The organism is Pseudomonas sp. PB106, assembly GCF_009764645.1.
In the GTDB taxonomy this organism is placed as follows: Bacteria; Pseudomonadota; Gammaproteobacteria; order Pseudomonadales; family Pseudomonadaceae; genus Aquipseudomonas.
In genome coordinates this window covers 1-19722 of record NZ_RWIM01000061.1, presented here as the reverse complement: position 1 = coordinate 19722, position 19722 = coordinate 1, and the positions used below count along the sequence as shown (strand labels likewise).

The window sequence follows — 19722 nt, the reverse complement described above, 5'->3', positions numbered from 1 at the left end:
GTTCACCGGCCTGCCTGGCCAACCCCGCCCGATGAATCATGTCGGGCTTTTTTATGCGCGTCTGCCGGACGTTTCACACCATTGCAGTGCGAAAAGTCCGCGCGTCATGCCAGCGCTTTCAGCGTGGCGTCGATGTCCTGCAGGACCGTGGCCTCGCCCTTCTCCCCCCAATACAGGGCGATCATCTGCTTGTCCGCTTCAACCTTGAAAACATTGCCCGGCAATTTTTCGAAATGATTGAGCAGCACCCGATCCTCACAGATTTCCTGCCACTGATTGACCCACACACCCGGCGATTTCTGCCAGTACGTCCAGCACAGCGGTTTACTGCTGCGGCGCGGGCGATGGTACTGCGCACACGGATTGGGCGGCTCTTGCGCCAGCCAGTGCGGCCATTCCTGAGGCGCCAGTTGCATGGCCAGACCGATGCGGCGCGCCTCCATGCGCAGGGCAATTCGGCCGCTTTGCGCACGCGATGGACGCAACCATGCCAGCGGACTCAAAACCACCAGCAGGATTGACACCACCAACCAGACCGTCATATCTGTACTCCCGTTTATTGATGAGCCCATTGTGTCACTTTGGAACCAATGCGCTTGAAACCAGCCATACTTACCAATATTGAACCGTCACGAGGAGCACCTCATGCCCTACACCCATATCCTGGTCGCCGTAGATCTGACTGAAGAGTGCGACCCTGTGATCCACCGCGCCCGAGAGCTGTCGGTGAGCAACGGCGCCAAGCTATCGCTGGTGCATATTGTCGAGCCGATGGCCATGGCGTTCGGCGGCGACGTGCCGATGGATCTGTCACAACTGCAACAACAGCAATTCGATCAGGCCAAGGAGCGTCTCGAGCGCCTGAAGCTCAAGTATTCTGAGCTTGAAGGCGCCAACTGCCACCTGACCTATGGCCAGCCACGTCAGGAAATTCATCATTTCGCCAAAGAGCAGCAATGCGATCTGATCGTGGTCGGCAGCCATGGTCGTCACGGTCTGGCGCTGTTGCTCGGCTCGACCGCCAATGACGTGCTGCACGGCGCGCCATGCGACGTATTAGCGGTACACCTGGTCAAACGCTAACCCGTGTAGGGGCTGCCGAAGGCTGCGATCTTTTGATCCTGTTCTTTTAAAACAAAGTCAAAAGATCGCAGCCTTCGGCAGCCCCTACAAAAAGCCCGGCTTCACGCAAATGAGGCCGGGCTTTTTTGTTACCGGATCAATCAGGCGTCCAGCTCGGCCCAACGCTCCACCAATGCATCCAGCTCGGCCTGCGCCTGCTCAAGAGAAGCGATCACCTTGGCCGTTTCAGCCGCAGGTCGCTGATAGAAACCGCCCTCAGCCATTTCAGCTTCCACCGCAGCGATCTGCTGCTCCTTGGCTTCGATGTCACCGGGCAACGCTTCCAGCTCGCGTTGCAGCTTGTAGCTCAACTTCTTCTTGGCCGCCGGAGCAGCGGCGGCCGGTGCTGCGACCACAGCAGGCTCAGCGGTCACCACGGCGGAGTTCAAGTCAGCCTTGCCCGACTTGCTCTCGGTCACGCCCAGCAGACGCGGTGAACCGCCCTGACGGATCCAGTCCTGATAGCCGCCGACGTATTCGCGTACTTTGCCTTCGCCTTCGAAGACCAGGGTGCTGGTCACCACGTTGTCGAGGAATGCCCGGTCGTGGCTGACCATCAGCACGGTGCCGTTGAAGGTCAGCAGTACTTCTTCGAGCAACTCGAGGGTTTCCACATCGAGGTCGTTGGTCGGTTCGTCGAGCACCAGCAGGTTCGCCGGTTTGCTGAACAACTTGGCCAGCAACAGACGCGCACGCTCACCACCCGACAGCGCCTTGACCGGCGTGCGGGCACGCTGCGGGCTGAACAGGAAGTCGCCGAGGTAGCTCAGCACGTGACGGTTCTGGCCGTCGATCTCGATAAAGTCGCGACCTTCCGCAACGTTGTCGATCACGGTTTTTTCCAGATCCAGCTGATGGCGCAACTGGTCGAAGTAGGCCACGTCGATGCGCGTGCCCTCTTCCACTTTGCCGCTGGTCGGTTGCAGACCGCTGAGCATCAGCTTCAGCAACGTGGTCTTGCCGGTACCGTTGGCGCCGAGCAGACCGATACGGTCGCCGCGCGTCAGCACCATCGAGAAATCCTTGATCAGGAACGGGCCGCCCGGGTGAGCAAAACTCACGTTCTCGAGGACCATCACCTGCTTGCCGGACTTGTCGGCAGTGTCCAACTGAATGTTGGCTTTACCAGTGCGCTCACGACGCTCGCTACGCTCAACGCGCAATGCTTTCAGGGCGCGGACGCGGCCTTCGTTGCGGGTGCGGCGAGCCTTGATGCCTTGGCGGATCCAGACTTCTTCCTGGGCCAGCTTTTTGTCGAACAGCGCGTTGGCGGTTTCTTCAGCGGCCAGTGCAGCTTCTTTGTGCACGAGAAAACTGGCGTAGTCGCCATTCCAGTCGATCAGGCCGCCGCGGTCCAGCTCAAGAATGCGCGTGGCAAGGTTTTGCAGGAAGGAACGGTCGTGCGTGATGAACAGCACGGCGCCCTGGAAATCCTTCAGCGCTTCTTCGAGCCAGGCAATCGCACCGATATCCAGGTGGTTGGTCGGTTCGTCGAGCAGCAGCAGATCAGGCTCGGACACCAGCGCCTGCGCCAGCAGCACGCGACGACGCCAGCCGCCGGACAACTGGGCGAGGGTCTTGTCGGCCGGCAGTTGCAGACGGCTCAAGGTGCTTTCGACAAGCGTCTGCAAACGCCAGCCATCACGGGCTTCGAGGTCTTGCTGAACGTGCATCAGCTTGTTCAGGTCTTCTTCGGTGACGCAGTTCTGCGCAAGGTGATGGTACTCAGCGAGCAACGCGCCTACGCCATCAAGGCCTTCCGCAACCACGTCGAATACAGTCCGATCGTCGGCCACTGGCAATTCTTGCGGCAATTCGCCGATTTTCAGACCGGGGGCACGCCACACCGAGCCGTCATCGGGCTTCTGGTCGCCCTTGACCAGTTTCATCATGCTGGACTTGCCAGTGCCGTTGCGGCCGATGATGCACACCCGCTCACCACGGGCGATCTGCCAGGACACCTTGTCCAACAACGGCATAGCGCCGAACGCAAGGGACACATCGCTGAATTTGAGCAGGGTCATGAGCTTCTCCAAAAACCGGGCGCGCATTCTACCTGAGTTAGGGCTTCAACAGGCCGGCAATTTGTCTGTCGAAGCACTCTGCACAACAATTGTTGCGAACTTGTGCTGCGAGGCCCGCAAAGCTTTCGCCGCTTGCTGGCAAAAGGCTAAGCTACAGACAATTCAGTGCTGATTCGTGTCGGCACTTGTCATGATTTCTCTGCCCGGATGTCTCATGCGCAGTCGCCTTTTCAGTGTTTTGTCCTGTTTGCTACTTTCCGCCGCTGCCGTTCAATCCGTCCAGGCGGTGGACCTGTCCACCCAACGCCAGTATTACGATGAAGCCAAGCGTGCGCTGGCCAAAGGCGATACCGGCCCATATTTCCGTTACAGCCAGGCGCTGGCCGATTATCCGCTGGAACCGTACCTGGCCTACGACGAACTGACCGCGCGCCTGAAAACCGCGAGCAACCCCGAGATCGAGAAATTTCTCGCCGAACACGGTGATCTGCCCCAAGCCAACTGGATGAAACTGCGCTGGTTGCGGTGGCTCGCCGACCGTGGCGACTGGGCGACCTTCGTCAAATATTACGATCCGAAACTCAACTTCACCGAACTGGACTGCCTCAACGCGCAGTACCAGATCACCCACGACAAGAAAGCCGAAGGTTATGCCAATGCCGAAAAGCTCTGGCTGACCGGCAAGTCGCAACCCGCCGCGTGTGACGCACTGTTCGGCATCTGGGCCGCTGACGGCCAACTGACCGAACAGAAACGCTGGGAGCGCACCAAGCTCGCCGCTCAGGCGCGTAACTATCCGCTGGCCAACAGCCTCGTTAATGGCTTGACCACCCTCGCCCCGCGCGGTCGGCTGCTGGTCGATGTGGCGCAGAAGCCCGAGTTGCTCAATCAGCCTTCGCGCTTTACCCCTGCCGATGAACCGATGTCCGACGTGGTCAGCCTCGGCCTGCGCCGTCTCGCCCGCCAGGATCCGGACAAGGCCATGGCTTTGCTGGACGGATACGCCAGCAGCATGCATTTTTCTCGCGATGAGAAAGTCGCGATCGCCCGTGAAATCGGCCTGACCCTCGCCCGGCGTTTCGACAGTCGCGCGCTGGACGTGATGACCAAATACGACCCGGAACTGCGCGACAACACCGTGTCGGAATGGCGCCTGCGCCTGTTGCTTCGCTTGGCTCGCTGGGACGACGCTTATCAACTGACTCGCCGCTTGCCGCAGGACCTGGCCACCACCAACCGCTGGCGCTACTGGCAGGCGCGCAGTCTGGAACTGGCCCAGCCGCAAAATCCGGAAGCGCAAACCCTGTACAAGAGCCTGGCGCGTGAGCGGGACTTCTATGGTTTCCTCGCCGCGGACCGCTCGCAATCGCCGTATTCGCTGAACAACAAACCATTGGTGCTCAGCCAGGCGCTGATCAACAAAGTACGCAACACGCCCGGTGTGCGCCGAGCTCTGGAATTCCACGCCCGTGGGCAGATCGTCGACGGTCGCCGCGAGTGGTATCACGTGAGCCGGCATTTCAACCGCGACGAAATGGTCGCCCAGGCAAAACTCGCTTACGACTTGAAATGGTACTTCCCGGCGATCCGCACCATCAGTCAGGCGCAATACTGGGACGATCTGGACATCCGCTTCCCGATGGCCCACCGCGACACCCTCGTGCGTGAAGCCAAGGTGCGCGGCCTGCATTCGAGCTGGGTGTTCGCTATCACCCGTCAGGAAAGCGCGTTCATGGACGATGCACGCTCCGGCGTCGGTGCCAGCGGCCTGATGCAACTGATGCCCGGCACCGCCAAGGAAACCGCGCGCAAGTTCAGCATCCCGCTGGCCTCGCCGCAGCAAGTACTCGACCCGGACAAGAACATCCAGCTCGGCGCCGCTTACCTGAGTCAGGTGCACAGCCAGTTCAACGGCAACCGTGTCCTCGCCTCCGCCGCCTACAACGCCGGCCCGGGCCGCGTGCGCCAATGGTTGCGCGGCGCCGATCATCTGAGCTTCGACGTCTGGGTAGAAAGCATCCCGTTCGACGAAACCCGTCAGTACGTGCAGAACGTGCTCTCGTATTCGGTGATCTACGGCCAGAAGCTCAACTCACCGCAGCCGCTGGTGGATTGGCACGAGCGCTATTTTGACGATCAATAACTGCGCCTGACGCCCAGTAACAAAAATGCCCGTATCGGTGAGATACGGGCATTTTTTTATCAGTGCCGCTTAGTGAGTGACAGGTTCGGCACCAGCACTCGGGCCATCATTGAACTGCAGCGCCGCCAGCCGCGCATACAGCGGATTGCTAGCAATCAATTCCTGATGGGTGCCAATGGCAACAAGCTTGCCCTGATCCATCACCGCAATCCGGTCAGCGTTTTTCACCGTGGCCAGCCGATGAGCGATGACCAGCGTGGTGCGATTTTGCATCAGGCTCGGCAAGGCTTCCTGAATCAGATGCTCGCTTTGCGCGTCGAGGGCGCTGGTGGCTTCGTCGAGGAGCAGGATTGGCGCATCGACCAACAACGCCCGAGCAATCGCCAGTCTCTGGCGTTGTCCACCGGAAAGACCGAGCCCGCCGTCGCCCAGATGCGTCTGGTAGCCCTCCGGCATTTGCTCAATGAAGTCATGGGCGTGGGCAATCCTTGCTGCCTCCTTGACCTGCTCCAACGTGGCGGTCGGGCAACCGTAGCGAATGTTTTCTTCGACACTGCCGAAGAATAGCGCCGGCGTCTGCGAGACCAGGGCAAAACAGCGGCGCAGATCCAGCGGATCGAGGCTCGTCAGTGGCACCCCATCCAGCAGAACCCGACCCTCACGCGGATCGTAGAACCGCAGAAGCAAGTCGTACACCGTGGACTTGCCGGCACCCGACGGCCCGACCAGTGCGAGGGTTTCGCCGGCCCTGACCGTCAGATTCAAGCCGTCGACGGCGTAGCTTTCCGGACGCGAAGGGTAGGAAAAACGCACGTTCTGCAATTCCAGCTCTCCCTTCACACGTACAGGCAACGTCACCAATCCGCTGCTTGGGGGCTGGATGATATTTTCCGAGCGCAGCAATTCGGCAATGCGCTCGGCGGCACCGGCCGCGCGCTGCAGCTCGCCAATCACTTCGCTCAACGTGCCGAAAGCACTGCCAACAATGAGGCTGTAGAAGACGAATGCCGCCAGTTCACCGGCAGAGATCCGCCCGGCAATCACGTCCATGCCGCCAACCCACAACATCACCGCCACCGCGCCGAGCACCAGCACGATGACCAAAGTGATCAGCCACGCACGCTGAAAGATCCGTTTGCGCGCCGTTTCGAAAGCCTGCTCGACCGTTGAGGCGAAGCGCTGTTCGTCCTGCACCTGATGGTTGTAGGCCTGCACGGTTTTGATCTGGCCGAGGGTTTCCGAGACATAACTGCCGATATCAGCAATGCGATCCTGGCTCTGTCGCGACAGATTACGCACGCGCCGTCCGAAAATGAGAATCGGCGAAATGACCAGCGGCAACGCGATCACCACGATGCTGGTCAGCTTGGGATTGGTAATGAACAGCAAAACGATGCCGCCAATCACCATCAGCAGATTGCGTAAAAACAGCGAAAGCGACGAGCCGATTACCGATTGCAGCAGCGTGGTGTCGGCGGTCAGGCGTGACTGAATTTCCGAGCTGCGGTTGTCCTCGTAAAACCCCGGATGCAGGTACACCAAATGGTTGAATACCTGCCGGCGGATATCGGCGACCACGCGCTCGCCAATCCACGACACCAGATAAAACCGGGCAAAGGTGCCGATCGCCAGGCCGACCACCAGCAGCATGAACAGCCCGATGGACTGATTGAGCAGATGCGCCGATTGGGTCATGAATCCCTGATCGACGAGCAGCTTGATGCCCTGCCCCATCGACAAGGTGATGCCGGCCGTGACGATCAGCGCCAGCAGCGCGCCAAAGGCCTGCAGGCGATATGGCAGCAGAAAATGACTGGTCAGGCGCAGGGCGCGCCGGTGTCGGGAGGAAAGCATCGAGATCATTCGGGTTCACATCTGTGCTGATGGATAGGACAAGCCTACACACTCAAGTGGGGTGGAACTCTGTAAATCACAATGAGTCAGGTTAAATATGCCCGTGACGACTAGGGCCTAGAGACTATTGGTCTAAAGTCCCGGTTGAGACGAGCGGTCATTTCTGTTTGAGTGGAGTTGTCGCCACCAATGGACCGCAGGGAGTTGTCACAGCCTGGTCACGTGGCGGTTTTAACTTAGGCGTACAACCTGATGAGGAGACAGGCCATGTCCTTGCAACACAGCAGCGATGACAAGATTGAAGTGATCCGCACCAAGCCCGGCCAACCTCTGGGTTGCTCGATTATCGATAAGGATGGGCGTGAAGTACCGATCACTGAAGACATGATCCAGGACGCGTGCCGCGAACTGGAAAAGCGATTGGTCAAGCCTGCCGAACAAGAGTGATATAGCCACCGTCTTCCTGACCCGGCCTCTTTTGGCCGGGTTTTTTCTGTCCGGGATTTGTCGAGTAACCGTGTAGGAGCTGCGCGGTTATGGGATTGCGATTGCACCCAGCGCCGCCACGATCTGCCGCAACACTGGCGACTCCCCTTCAATCCGCACCTTCAGCCCTTCAATCTCACGCCGCACCGGATACTGCTTGCGCAACACATCGAACGCCGCACGCTGCTCGCCGACATTGCCTACGAGGCTGCGGCGAAAATCCGCATCATCGCGGCGCGGGTCGTACACGCCACGGCATAACATCGCCAGCGCCCAGGCAGGATCGCTGTCAGCATGCAGGGTCACTTCAGACAACCACGGTGCGGGCAAAAGCTCACTGAGTTGAAGACTCGACGGTTGGCCGCTGAATTCGCAATACGCCTGATAAATCTGCGCCGTTCCGCGCTGTTTACCGTCGAGGCTGTATCCGGCAATGTGCGGCGTGGCCAGCACACAGAGTTCGGCCAATGCCACATCGACTTCGGGTTCGGCCTCCCAGACGTCGAGAACGGCTTGCAGGTCTTCACGCTCCAGGAGCACTTCGCGCAGGGCTACGTTATCCACCACAGGACCACGCGCCGCGTTGATCAGCCACGCGCCGGGCTTGAGCTGCTGCAAACGCTGCTGATCGAACAAATGCCAAGTCGCGCCTTCACCGCTACGGGTCAGAGGCGTGTGCAGACTGATCACATCGCAATGCTCGATGATCTGCTCGAGACTGACGTAATCACCGCCCTCGGCAGCCTGACGTGGCGGATCGCAGACTATGACGTTCCAGCCCAGGCCCTTCAGGACCCTGATCAGCCGTCCGCCGACTTCACCGGCCCCAACAACACCGTAGGTGCGTTGAGTCAGATCGACGCCTTCGATTTCGGCGAGGGTCATCAGGCTACCCAGTACGTAATCGACCACGCCCCGGGCATTACACCCGGGCGCACTCGACCAGGTAATGCCGGCCTCATTGAAATACTCGAGATCCAGATGGTCAGTGCCAATGGTGCAGGTACCGACAAAGCGCACCTTGCTGCCTTCAAGCAGCGAACGATTGACGTTGGTCACCGAACGTACGAGCAACACATCGGCCTGCTCGACCGTCGCACGGTCGATGGAACGGCCCGGCACCCGGCGGATCTCGCCGAAACCGGCAAAAAAGGCATCGAGCAGCGGGATATTTTCGTCGGCAACAATCAGCATGGCGGGCTCCTTGGGCGGATCGGCAGTTTAGGTGCAGATCGGGTGATGAGCCAGCAGCCTTTGCACTTACAAATCCGCAACAGAGGATTTTTCCTGACCAACGCGTCAGCGGCGTAGAATGCGGCGCCTTGCGCATCAATACCTTTTGGACGCTTCGCCTGTGAATTCCGTAACTGATCAACCTGTCGCCATTTCCCTGACCCGCCCCGCGCGCATTCGCCTGGAGTTGAAGAACCTGCTCGGCCTGGCATTGCCCATTATCATTGCGCAACTGGCGACCACCGCCATGGGCTTCGTCGATGCGGTGATGGCCGGGCGTGTCGGGCCAAAAGATCTGGCGGCAGTGGCATTGGGCAACTCGATCTGGGTGCCGGTGTTTCTGTTGATGACCGGCACCTTGCTGGCCACCACGCCGAAAGTCGCTCAGCGTTTCGGCGCCGGTACGCACAGTGAAATCGGCCCGATTGTGCGCCAGGCGCTGTGGCTGGCGCTGGTGGTCGGACTGATCGCGACGGCGATGCTGGTTGCCGCCGAGCCGGTGCTGCACCTGATGAACGTCGACCCGGAACTGATCGGCCCGTGCATGCAATACCTGCACGGCATCGCCAGCGGTTTGCCGGCGGTGGCGTTCTATCACGTGCTGCGCTGCACCAGTGACGGCATCGGCCGCACGCGCCCGGCGATGGTGCTGGGCCTGTGCGGTCTGGCGCTGAACATTCCGCTGAACTACATCTTCATCTATGGCCATTTTGGTGTGCCAGCCATGGGCGGCGTCGGCTGCGGTTGGGCCACGGCAATCGTGATGTGGGTGATGGCGCTGGGTCTGGCCGGTTATGAGCGCTGGGCACCGGCCTATCGTTCCAGCGAAATTTTCAGCCGTTTCGACTGGCCGCAATGGGCGGTGATCAAGCGTCTGCTGGCAATCGGTCTGCCGATTGGCATCGCGGTGTTTGCCGAGTCGAGCATCTTCGCGGTGATCGCCCTGCTGATCGGCAGCCTCGGCGCCACCGTGGTTGCCGGCCATCAGATTGCGCTGAACGTCAGCTCGCTGGTGTTCATGATTCCGTATTCGCTGGGCATGGCGGTCACCGTGCGGGTCGGTCAGGCCCTTGGTCGCGAAGAACCCCGGGAGGCGCGTTTTGCCGCTGGCGTCGGCATGGGCACCGCGCTGGCCTACGCCTGCCTGTCGGCAAGCATGATGTTGCTGTTGCGTAAACCGATTGCGGCGATCTATACCGCTGACCCGACGGTGATTCACATCGCGGCGATGCTGATTGTGTATTCGGCGCTGTTCCAGTTTTCCGATGCGATCCAGGTGACCGCTGCCGGTGCGCTGCGGGGTTATCAGGACACGCGCGTGACGATGATCCTGACCTTGTTCGCCTATTGGGGCATTGGTTTGCCGGTGGGTTACGCCCTCGGCCTGACCGACTGGCTCGGCGAGCCACGCGGCCCGAGCGGTTTGTGGCAGGGTTTGATCGTTGGTCTGAGCTGTGCGGCGCTGATGCTGTCGATTCGTTTGACGCGTAGTGCGCGCAAGCGGATTCGGATCAGTCGTTCGGTGGGCTGAGGGTTTTACACAGGACAAAAAAATGTGGGAGCGAGCTTGCTTGCGAATGCGGTGATTCAGTCGACATTTACCGTGACTGACACTCCGCTTTCGCGAGCAAGCTCGCTCCCACCGTTGTTTTATGTATAGCCGCGATTACGCGTGTTTCTTGCGAATCCAGTACAGGTAAGTCCCGGCCTCTTCGTGCTGGCTCACCAGTTCATGGTCGAGAAACACGCAGAACTTGGGGATGTCGCGCTTGGTCGAGGGATCGGTGGCGATCACCTTCAGCAGGCCGCCAGGCACCAGGTCACGGATGTGCTGGTGCAGCATCATCACCGGCTCCGGGCAATTGAGGCCGGTGGCGTCGAGGGTGCCGTCGACCGGGGTATCGATCATTTCACTCATGATTCACTCCTGAAACTGGCCGGCATTGTCGCGCAATGCCGGGTGTTCGGTCATCTGTGACTTTAAGCCACAATCCTGTAGGAGCTGCCGAAGGCTGCGATCTTTGCTTTTCAAGATCAAAAGATCGCAGCCTGCGGCAGCTACAGGGTTTTGCGGTGTATCAGCGGGACTTGGCTTTCTTGGTGTCATGCCGGCGCAAGTGGCAGGTCACTTCCTCACGGTCGTGATAGAGCTGTTTGCAGCCGATATCGACCTTGATCCCGCGCGCCTTGAAACCATCGGCAATCCGTTCGAGCAAGCGCTTCACTTCGGCGTAGCGCTGCTTCATCGGCAACTTCAGGTTGACCACCGCCTCGCGGCAATGGCCTTCGCCGATCCACTCTTCAAGCATCGCGGCATTACGCGCCGGTTTCTCGACGATGTCGCAGACCATCCAATCCACCGGTTGCTTGGGCTTGAACGTGAAACCGTCGGCCATCAAATGCTGGACCAGACCGGTGTCCATCAGGCTTTCGGCCATCGGACCGTTGTCGATAGCGGTCACCAGCATGCCGCGATTGACCAGTTGCCAGGTCCAGCCGCCCGGCGCCGCGCCGAGGTCAACGCCGGTCATGTCGCTGTGCAGACGATCTTCCCACTGATCACGCGGGATGAAGTGGTGCCAGGCCTCTTCCAGTTTCAGCGTCGAACGGCTTGGCGCCTCACGCGGGAACTTCAGGCGTGGAATGCCCATTGGCCACATCGCCGAGTTACCGGCATCGGCCATACCCAGAAACACTTCGCGACCGCTTTTGAATGTCAGCAACAGACGCGGCTTGTTGGCGTCTTCCACCAGTTTGCCGGCAGCGGTCAGGGCCTTGCGCAGCGGGCCTTCGAATTTCTTGCAGAAGTTCGACAGTTCTTTGCCGTCGTTGGTGTCGACGACTTCCAGCCACAGGCTGCCGCACACCGGGAAATCGGCCATGTGCGCGAGAATAACGCTGATGCGATCGTTTTCCGGCAGATCGATGAAAACCCCGCGCGCCCATTGGCGCGGGAAGATCAGTTCGGCAAAACGCTGACCGCGCATCAGGCGCTCGGCGCCGTCTTCCTCGGTGCAGACAAACTCGGCGCAGGCGGTGGCCGCTTTGGCCTTGGCGTAGCCGGCCACGTTGAGTTGGGCGGCGAGGTCAGAAATCTCCGAACAGACTTCGCCTTCGAAGCCGGGCCGGCAATGCATGAATAGGGTGTTCATTCTTACTCCTGGGCAGGGGGCGGTGATTCGGCCCCTGCGCGATGCTCAAGCCTTGCGTTGCAGCAAAGCCTGTCACGAAAACCGGCGCATGATAGCCGATGTCGGAACCTTGGTTCCGCTCATAGAGTCCAGTTATTAGCCAGCTACCTAAAACAGGGCTAGGTTTAAAGCTCTATTCGTCCCCCGATCCGTAGCCGTGCGGATTCAAAGGAGTGATCGTAATGCCGTCCCTCGATAGTCTGAAGACTCTTAAAACACTGCAGATCGACCAAAAGACCTACCACTATTTCAGCTTGCCGGATGCCGCCAAAAGCCTGGGCGATCTCGACAAGCTGCCGATGTCACTGAAAGTCCTGCTGGAAAACCTGCTGCGCTGGGAAGATGAAAAAACCGTCACCGGCGCCGACCTCAAGGCGATTGCCGCGTGGCTCAAGGAGCGCCGCTCCGACCGCGAAATCCAGTACCGCCCTGCCCGCGTCCTGATGCAGGATTTTACCGGCGTCCCCGCCGTGGTCGACCTCGCTGCCATGCGTGCGGCGATGGCCAAGGCCGGCGGCGACCCGCAGCGAATCAATCCGTTGTCGCCAGTGGACTTGGTGATCGACCACTCGGTGATGGTCGACAAGTTCGCCACCGCCAGCGCGTTCGAGCAGAACGTCGACATCGAAATGCAGCGCAACGGCGAGCGTTATGCGTTCCTGCGTTGGGGCCAGAGCGCCTTCGACAATTTCAGCGTCGTGCCGCCGGGCACCGGGATCTGCCATCAGGTCAACCTCGAATACCTTGGCCGCACGGTGTGGACCAAAGATGAGGACGGCCGCACCTATGCCTTCCCCGACACACTGGTCGGCACCGACTCCCACACCACCATGATCAATGGCCTCGGCGTGCTCGGCTGGGGCGTCGGCGGGATCGAGGCGGAAGCGGCGATGCTCGGGCAACCGGTGTCGATGCTGATTCCCGAAGTGATCGGCTTCAAACTGACCGGCAAACTCAAGGAAGGCATCACCGCCACCGACCTGGTGCTGACGGTGACGCAGATGCTGCGCAAGAAAGGCGTGGTCGGCAAATTCGTCGAATTCTACGGTGACGGCCTCGCCGATCTGCCGCTGGCCGACCGCGCGACTATCGCCAACATGGCCCCGGAATACGGCGCGACGTGCGGTTTCTTCCCGGTCGACGACGTGACGCTGGAGTATCTGCGCCTGTCTGGCCGTCCACCGGAAGTGGTAAAACTCGTTGAGGCGTACACCAAGGCCCAAGGCCTGTGGCGCCTGCCCGGTCAGGAACCGGTGTTCACCGACAGCCTGGGGCTGGACATGGGCAGCGTCGAAGCAAGTCTGGCCGGGCCGAAACGTCCGCAGGATCGCGTTTCACTCCCCAATGTCGCCCAGGCCTTCAGTGACTTCATGGATCTGCAATTCAAACCCACCAGCAAGGAAGAGGGTCGCCTGGAAAGCGAGGGCGGTGGCGGCGTCGCTGTGGGCAATGCCGACCTGGTCGGGGAAACCGAGTACGAGTACGAAGGCCACACTTATCGCCTGAAAAACGGTGCGGTGGTCATCGCGGCGATTACTTCGTGCACCAATACTTCCAACCCAAGCGTGATGATGGCCGCCGGACTGCTGGCGAAAAAAGCCGTGGAGAAAGGACTCACGCGCAAACCGTGGGTGAAGAGTTCGCTGGCACCGGGCTCGAAAGTAGTTACCGACTATTACAAGGCTGCGGGGCTGACGCAGTATCTCGACCAACTCGGTTTTTCACTGGTCGGTTATGGCTGCACCACTTGCATCGGCAACTCCGGGCCGCTGCCTGAGCCGATCGAGAAAGCCATCCAGAAAGCCGACCTGACCGTGGCCTCGGTGCTGTCCGGCAACCGCAACTTTGAAGGCCGCGTGCATCCGCTGGTGAAAACCAACTGGCTGGCCTCGCCGCCGCTGGTGGTCGCCTATGCCTTGGCCGGCAGCGTGCGCAGCGATATCAGCAGCGAACCGCTGGGTGAGGATCAGCAGGGCAATCCGGTCTATCTGCGCGACATCTGGCCGTCGAGCAAAGAGATCGCCGACGCGGTCAATCAGGTCAACACGGCGATGTTTCACAAGGAATACGCCGAAGTGTTTGCTGGTGATGAACAGTGGCAGGCGATCGAAGTACCGCAAGCGGCGACGTACGTGTGGCAGGACGATTCCACCTACATTCAGCATCCGCCGTTCTTCGATGATATCTCCGGCCCGTTGCCGGAAATCAAAGATGTCAAAGGTGCGCGGGTGTTGGCCCTGCTGGGTGACTCGGTGACCACCGACCACATCTCCCCCGCCGGCAACATCAAGGCCGACAGCCCGGCCGGACGTTATCTGCGCGAAAAAGGCGTCGAGGCGCGGGACTTCAACTCTTACGGCTCACGGCGCGGCAACCACGAAGTGATGATGCGCGGCACGTTCGCCAACATTCGTATCCGCAACGAAATGCTCGGCGGCGAAGAAGGTGGCAACACGATCTACATTCCCACTGGAGAGAAACTGGCGATCTACGACGCCGCCATGAAATATCAGGCCTCGGGCACACCTTTGGTGGTGGTTGCCGGGCAAGAATATGGCACCGGCTCAAGCCGTGACTGGGCAGCCAAAGGCACCAATCTGCTCGGCGTGAAAGCGGTGATCGCCGAGAGTTTTGAACGGATCCACCGTTCCAACCTGGTCGGCATGGGCGTGTTGCCGCTGCAGTTCAAGCTGGATCAGAATCGCAAGACCCTCAACCTGACCGGTAAGGAGACCTTCGAGATCCTTGGCCTGACCGGGGTCGAGCTGAAACCGCGAATGAACCTGCCGCTGGTGATCACCCGTGAGGATGGCAAGCAGGAGAAAATCGAAGTGCTGTGCCGGATCGATACCCTGAATGAGGTGGAGTACTTCAAGTCAGGCGGGATTTTGCATTACGTCCTGCGCCAACTGATTGCTTCTTAAACCTGCAGATGTGAAAACACCGCCATTCGGCGGTGTTTTTGTTTGAATGCGGTGCTTTTCTGCAGGCGAAAAAAAACCCGCCGAAGCGGGTTTTTCCCAAGACCATTATCGACTCCCTGTCGGCAGCGATCCTTGCAAATGGTCGATCATCCGTGATCCTGAAACACTCCCTGTGTCTCAGTTGATGTGTGTAGATTACGCAGTGGATCCAATCAGCAATAGTCGTAAAAGCTACCAAAGCGTGTAGGACATTCGCCATAGCGGCCCTTCCGAAAACCCTTAGACGCGTCAGGCATTGAGTATGGACCCGTCTGATCAGTCACCCTCACCCTCGCGCGTCTTGGCGCTGTCCGTCAGAAAATGCTCCAACCGACTTAACTGCTCTTCCCAGCCACGGCTGTCCATGTAGTAAGCCTCCTTCTGCCGCACATCGGGTATGTGGGCGAATCCGGATTCGGACACTTTGAGCAGCGTCCCTTCCTCATAATCCTGCAGTTCGAACCTGACCAGCGTGGTCGGCTCTTGTGAATAGTCGATCTGCGGATTGACGGCATACGGGTGCCAGCGAAACGAAAACAGTTGCTGCGGCTCGACCCGCTCGACCAACACATTCCACAACACGTGTTCAAAACCCGGATACGTGACTTGCCCCTGCGTCCATTCACCGGCAATAAACCGCCGGCCCTCCAGCGCCACACCAAACCACTGGCCGAACGCCTCGGCATCGACCAATGCACGCCAGACATGAGAACGCGGCGCCTTGAGCGTGATTTTGCGTTCGAAACTATTGGGTACTGGTTTCATACGTCACCTCCTGTTTTGAACACTAGGCCTGTATGACCACATGTCCAATGTGAAGTTGTATCAAAGCGGTGCAGTCCTCATTAGCGAGGAAACATCAAGCCGCATTTTTTGCCCGGCGCCATGATGGATCCATTCAGCAAAGCTGTTACCTTTTCCGGGGAATCTGAACGAACAAGGACCCCTCGCCGAACGTTATCGCGGTGCCCTGCTCGGTCTGGCTTGCGGCGACGCAGTCGGTACTACGGTTGAGTTCAAATCACGGGGATCATTCCAACCGTTGACCGACATGGTCGGTGGTGGTCCGTTCCACCTCAAGCCAGGCCAGTGGACCGATGACACCTCGATGGCCCTGTGCCTGGCAGAAAGCCTGCTGAACAAGAACGGCTTCAATGCAGCCGATCAGATGGGCCGCTACCTCAATTGGTGGCAATGGGGTTATCTCAGCTCGACCGGTGAGTGTTTCGATATCGGCACGACCGTCAGTCAGGCACTGGCGCAGTATCAGCAAACCGCTGAGCCCTTCGCCGGCTCGACCGATCCCTATACCGCTGGCAACGGTTCACTGATGCGTCTGGCACCGGTGGTGCTGTTTTATTTTCCAGATGCCCGACAGATCCAGAGCTTTGCCGCCGACAGCTCACGTACCACCCACGCCGCCCCTGAAGCCATCGAGTGCTGCCAATTGTTCGCTGGGCTGATCGCCAGAGCGCTTGAGGGCGCAACCAAAGCAGACTTGCGCCAATCGTCCTCTGCGAAGTTCTCGCAACCCAAGGTTACAGCCATTGCTCGCGGTGATTACCTCGGCAAGACCGAGGCGGACATCAAAGGCAGTGGTTACAGCGTGCAGTCGCTCGAAGCGGCGCTGTGGTGTTTTCAGCAGACCGACAGTTTCGCCGCCGCGATCCTCTTGGCCGCCAATCTGGGCGATGACGCTGACACTACCGCCGCCATCACGGGCCAATTGGCCGGCGCCTATTACGGCGTTCGCGGCATTCCTGCGCAATGGCTTGAAAGGCTGCACGACGGTGAAGAGATTGCGGCCACCGCCGACCGCTTGCTCGACGCCTCTCGACTGCGCCCACCTGAATAAGCGTGACGCAGTCGCTACACTGCTCGGCACTTACCTTCAATAAGCGAGATTTGCCCATGTCCCCACGCCTGCTTCTGGCCTTGACACCTTTTCTCTTCAGCGCCCTAGCCCACGCCGCCGTTGACTGCGCGAATGCCAGCGATCAAGCGACGATGAATCAGTGCGCCGGGCAGGACTTCAAAGCGGCGGACAAGGAGTTGAATACGGTGTATCAGCAGATCACCAAGCGTTTGAAGGACAACCCTGACGGCAAAAAGCTGTTGGTCAGCGCGCAGCGGGCGTGGATTGGCTTTCGGGATGCCGAGTGCAAGTTTTCCGCGTCCGGAGTCGCGGGCGGAAGTGTTTATCCGCTGATCTACAGCAATTGCCTGACCAGCGTGACCAAGGTGCGGGTCGAGGCGCTGAAGGAGTATTTGAAGTGTGAGGAAGGTGACATGAGTTGCCCGGTCCCGGGGGCCTGATTTTTTGGCAGCGGTTTTAAGGGCCTGCTCGCGAATGCCATCTGCCAAGCACCCGTGACTTCAGCGCTGCCAAACCTCTCCAATCACAAGAGACGGCCTGTCCTCGAGACTTTCGAGGTGATACCGGCCCTCCTGAACAATTAGACGCGGTAATTCCAGCACATGCTCAGCCTTCGTGAGCCTGTGCTGTGAAGCTTGTTGAAGGTTCAAACGTGCGGATCACCCGGCGCCTTGGTCGGCGCCGCGTATTGCGGCTTGAGATGGCCATCCTGATCAAGTAGCCAGGCATCCATGATCTGCCGCACCACCGGCCCAGCGACACGGCCACCGGCCTCGCCGTTTTCGATCATCACCGAAATCGCGATCTTCGGATGTTCGGCCGGGGCGAAACCGACGAACAACGCGTTGTCTCGGTGACGCTCAAGGGTTTTCGCGCGGTTGTAGCGCTCGCCCTGCTTGATTGCCACGACCTGCGCAGTACCACTCTTGCCGGCAATGCGGTATTGCGCCCCCGCCGCTGCCGCTCGCGCAATGCCTCGCGCATCGTGCATCACCATTTGCATGCCGTGGTTGACCTGCTCCCAGTCACGCGGGTCCTTGAGCAGGATGTTCGGCATCGGATGTTCGTCGACCGGGGCGACACCATCAACGGTTTTGGCCAAATGCGGACGATTCCATACACCTTTGTTGGCGATCAGCGCGGTGGCCTGGGCCAGTTGCAGTGGTGTGACCTGCATGTAGCCTTGGCCGATGCCGAGGATGACGGTTTCGCCCGGGAACCACGCTTGGCGGCGGGTGGCGCGTTTCCATGCCTGCGAAGGCATCAGACCAGGTGACTCCTCGAACATGTCCAGCGAGACTTTCTCGCCAAGACCGAACATCGCCATGTAATCGTGCAGGCGATCAATGCCGAGCTTGTGGGCCAATTCATAGAAGTAGGTGTCGTTGGAACGCATGATGGCTGCGTCCATGTCTACCCACCCGTCGCCGCTGTGGTTCCAGTTACGGTATTTGTGGTCGAAATCCGGGAGCTGGTAGTAGCCCGGGTCGAAGACGCGGGTCTGCGGGGTCACCACACCGGCATCGAGGCCGGCAATCGCAACTTCCGGTTTGATCGTCGAGCCAGGCGCATAGAGCCCGCGCAGCACGCGGTTGAACAGCGGGCGATCAATCGAATCGCGTAGCGCTGAGTATTCTTTGGAGCTGATGCCGGTGACGAACAGATTAGGGTCAAAACTTGGGTTGCTGACCATGGCCAGTACTTCGCCGGTAGACGGATCAAGAGCAACCACGGAACCACGTCGATCCCCGAGCGCGGCTTCGGCGGCTTCCTGCAACTTGATATCCAGGCTCAGGACAATGTTTTTACCTGGCACCGGGTCGGTGTGTTTAAGCACTCTCAGGACCCGACCTTGGGCGTTGGTTTCCACTTCCTCGTAACCAACATGGCCGTGTAACTGCGCTTCATAGAAACGCTCGATACCGGTTTTACCAATGGATTGTGTCCCCCGGTACTCCACCGAGTCGAGGGACTTGGATTCTTTTTCATTAATGCGGCCGACGTAACCGATTGAATGGGCGAAATGCTCCCCAAGCGGGTAATGACGAACGAACTGCGGCTCGACATCCAAGCCAGGCAGGCGGAATTCATTAACGGCCAAAACGGCAATCTGCTCTTCGGTCAGCTCGTAGAACAACGTCACTGGCGTGAAGGGGTGACGGGATTGCTTCATCGCCTTGTCGAATACCGTGCGGTCTTCGGCGGGCAAATGCAGGAGATTGATTACTTCGTCCAGCTCCTGATTGATGTCAGTGGCTCGTTCGCGGGTGATGGTCAGGTTGTAGCTGGGGCGGTTATCGGCGAGCAGTTCGCCGTTACGGTCGTAGATAAGTCCGCGCGTTGGCGGAATCGGCAGGACGTGGACGCGGTTGTTTTCAGAGATTGTCGAGTGGTAGTCGAACTCCACCACTTGCAGGATGTACAGGCGCACCACCAGTGCACAGCTGACGGCGAAGACGAACAACGCGCAGGCGATCAACCGTTTGTTGACCAGGCGCGTCTCTTTTTCGTGATCCTTGATCGGGATTGGTTCAGGCATTTCTACAGCAACTCTTTGACATAAATGAGTGCCGATCCGTGGGCATGACATCAGTCCGTTAAAAAACGAGCTGCACCATACCAAAAACTGCCCGGTCACTTCAGAACGATTTTCCCAATGGCCGCTTCTTGCGACGGTTGGGGAAAGCGCTGTCGTAAGCGAAAACTTTTCTACGGGCAAAACAAAACCCCAACTGCTTTCGCAATTGGGGTTTCGGAATTTAATCTTGACGATGACCTACTCTCACATGGGGAAACCCCACACTACCATCGGCGATGCATCGTTTCACTG

At 59.3% G+C, this 19722-nt stretch carries 15 protein-coding genes; 7 read left to right on the top strand and 8 right to left on the bottom strand.

What is annotated here, in order from left to right; genetic code table 11:
• Positions 1-104 precede the first annotated feature (104 nt).
• Positions 105-542, bottom strand: a complete 438-nt coding sequence (locus tag EJA71_RS07865; protein WP_158955700.1) for a hypothetical protein — start codon at positions 540-542, stop codon at positions 105-107.
• 103 nt (positions 543-645) lie between these two features.
• On the opposite strand from EJA71_RS07865, the gene EJA71_RS07860 reads away from it, so the two are divergent.
• Positions 646-1083, top strand: coding sequence for a universal stress protein (locus tag EJA71_RS07860; protein ID WP_053122097.1), 438 nt, complete (start codon positions 646-648; stop codon positions 1081-1083).
• A 140-nt stretch (positions 1084-1223) separates the two neighbouring features.
• Here EJA71_RS07860 and EJA71_RS07855 read toward each other — a convergent pair whose 3' ends face one another.
• The gene (locus EJA71_RS07855) at positions 1224-3146 is read right to left on the bottom strand and encodes an ATP-binding cassette domain-containing protein (RefSeq protein WP_158955698.1); all 1923 of its coding nucleotides are present in this window, start codon (positions 3144-3146) and stop codon (positions 1224-1226) included.
• Between the two features lie 214 nt (positions 3147-3360).
• Between EJA71_RS07855 and EJA71_RS07850 the strand changes: the two genes are divergently transcribed.
• Complete coding sequence (locus EJA71_RS07850; protein WP_158955696.1) at positions 3361-5289, top strand: transglycosylase SLT domain-containing protein; 1929 nt, start codon at positions 3361-3363, stop codon at positions 5287-5289.
• A gap of 69 nt (positions 5290-5358) precedes the next feature.
• On the opposite strand, the gene EJA71_RS07845 is transcribed toward EJA71_RS07850, so the two are convergent.
• Positions 5359-7152 (bottom strand): ABC transporter transmembrane domain-containing protein, encoded by a 1794-nt coding sequence (locus EJA71_RS07845; protein WP_178113666.1) that lies wholly within the window; start codon positions 7150-7152, stop codon positions 5359-5361.
• A gap of 258 nt (positions 7153-7410) precedes the next feature.
• Between EJA71_RS07845 and EJA71_RS07840 the strand changes: the two genes are divergently transcribed.
• Positions 7411-7590 carry a PA1571 family protein gene (locus EJA71_RS07840; protein ID WP_158955692.1) on the top strand — a complete coding sequence of 60 codons (180 nt, stop codon included), beginning with the start codon at positions 7411-7413 and terminating at the stop codon, positions 7588-7590.
• Between the two features lie 87 nt (positions 7591-7677).
• Here EJA71_RS07840 and pdxB read toward each other — a convergent pair whose 3' ends face one another.
• On the bottom strand, positions 7678-8823 hold the full coding sequence (gene pdxB, locus EJA71_RS07835; RefSeq protein WP_158955690.1) for a 4-phosphoerythronate dehydrogenase PdxB: 1146 nt from the start codon (positions 8821-8823) through the stop codon (positions 7678-7680).
• Positions 8824-8983: 160 nt separating this feature from the next.
• On the opposite strand from pdxB, the gene EJA71_RS07830 reads away from it, so the two are divergent.
• Positions 8984-10393, top strand: coding sequence for an MATE family efflux transporter (locus tag EJA71_RS07830; RefSeq protein WP_158955688.1), 1410 nt, complete (start codon positions 8984-8986; stop codon positions 10391-10393).
• 135 nt (positions 10394-10528) lie between these two features.
• On the opposite strand, the gene tusA is transcribed toward EJA71_RS07830, so the two are convergent.
• Together tusA and rlmM are read right to left on the bottom strand one after the other, a co-directional pair.
• The gene (tusA, locus tag EJA71_RS07825) at positions 10529-10780 is read right to left on the bottom strand and encodes a sulfurtransferase TusA (RefSeq protein WP_007910424.1); all 252 of its coding nucleotides are present in this window, start codon (positions 10778-10780) and stop codon (positions 10529-10531) included.
• Between the two features lie 160 nt (positions 10781-10940).
• Complete coding sequence (gene rlmM / locus EJA71_RS07820) at positions 10941-12014, bottom strand: 23S rRNA (cytidine(2498)-2'-O)-methyltransferase RlmM (RefSeq protein WP_158955686.1); 1074 nt, start codon at positions 12012-12014, stop codon at positions 10941-10943.
• A 221-nt stretch (positions 12015-12235) separates the two neighbouring features.
• On the opposite strand from rlmM, the gene acnA reads away from it, so the two are divergent.
• Positions 12236-14977 carry an aconitate hydratase AcnA gene (acnA, locus tag EJA71_RS07815; protein WP_158955684.1) on the top strand — a complete coding sequence of 914 codons (2742 nt, stop codon included), beginning with the start codon at positions 12236-12238 and terminating at the stop codon, positions 14975-14977.
• A 315-nt stretch (positions 14978-15292) separates the two neighbouring features.
• On the opposite strand, the gene EJA71_RS07810 is transcribed toward acnA, so the two are convergent.
• Complete coding sequence (locus EJA71_RS07810; protein WP_158955682.1) at positions 15293-15781, bottom strand: SRPBCC family protein; 489 nt, start codon at positions 15779-15781, stop codon at positions 15293-15295.
• A gap of 163 nt (positions 15782-15944) precedes the next feature.
• Here EJA71_RS07810 and EJA71_RS07805 point away from each other — a divergent pair, with 163 nt between their 5' ends.
• Both EJA71_RS07805 and EJA71_RS07800 read left to right on the top strand, forming a co-directional pair.
• Positions 15945-16871: an ADP-ribosylglycohydrolase family protein gene (locus tag EJA71_RS07805; RefSeq protein WP_158955826.1), complete on the top strand. Its 927-nt coding sequence runs from the start codon at positions 15945-15947 to the stop codon at positions 16869-16871.
• 56 nt (positions 16872-16927) lie between these two features.
• Positions 16928-17332, top strand: a complete 405-nt coding sequence (locus EJA71_RS07800) for a lysozyme inhibitor LprI family protein (protein ID WP_158955680.1) — start codon at positions 16928-16930, stop codon at positions 17330-17332.
• A 206-nt stretch (positions 17333-17538) separates the two neighbouring features.
• Here the strand turns inward: EJA71_RS07800 and mrdA are convergent, their stop codons facing one another.
• Positions 17539-19431: a penicillin-binding protein 2 gene (gene mrdA / locus EJA71_RS07795; protein ID WP_158955678.1), complete on the bottom strand. Its 1893-nt coding sequence runs from the start codon at positions 19429-19431 to the stop codon at positions 17539-17541.
• Positions 19432-19722: the final 291 nt, after the last annotated feature.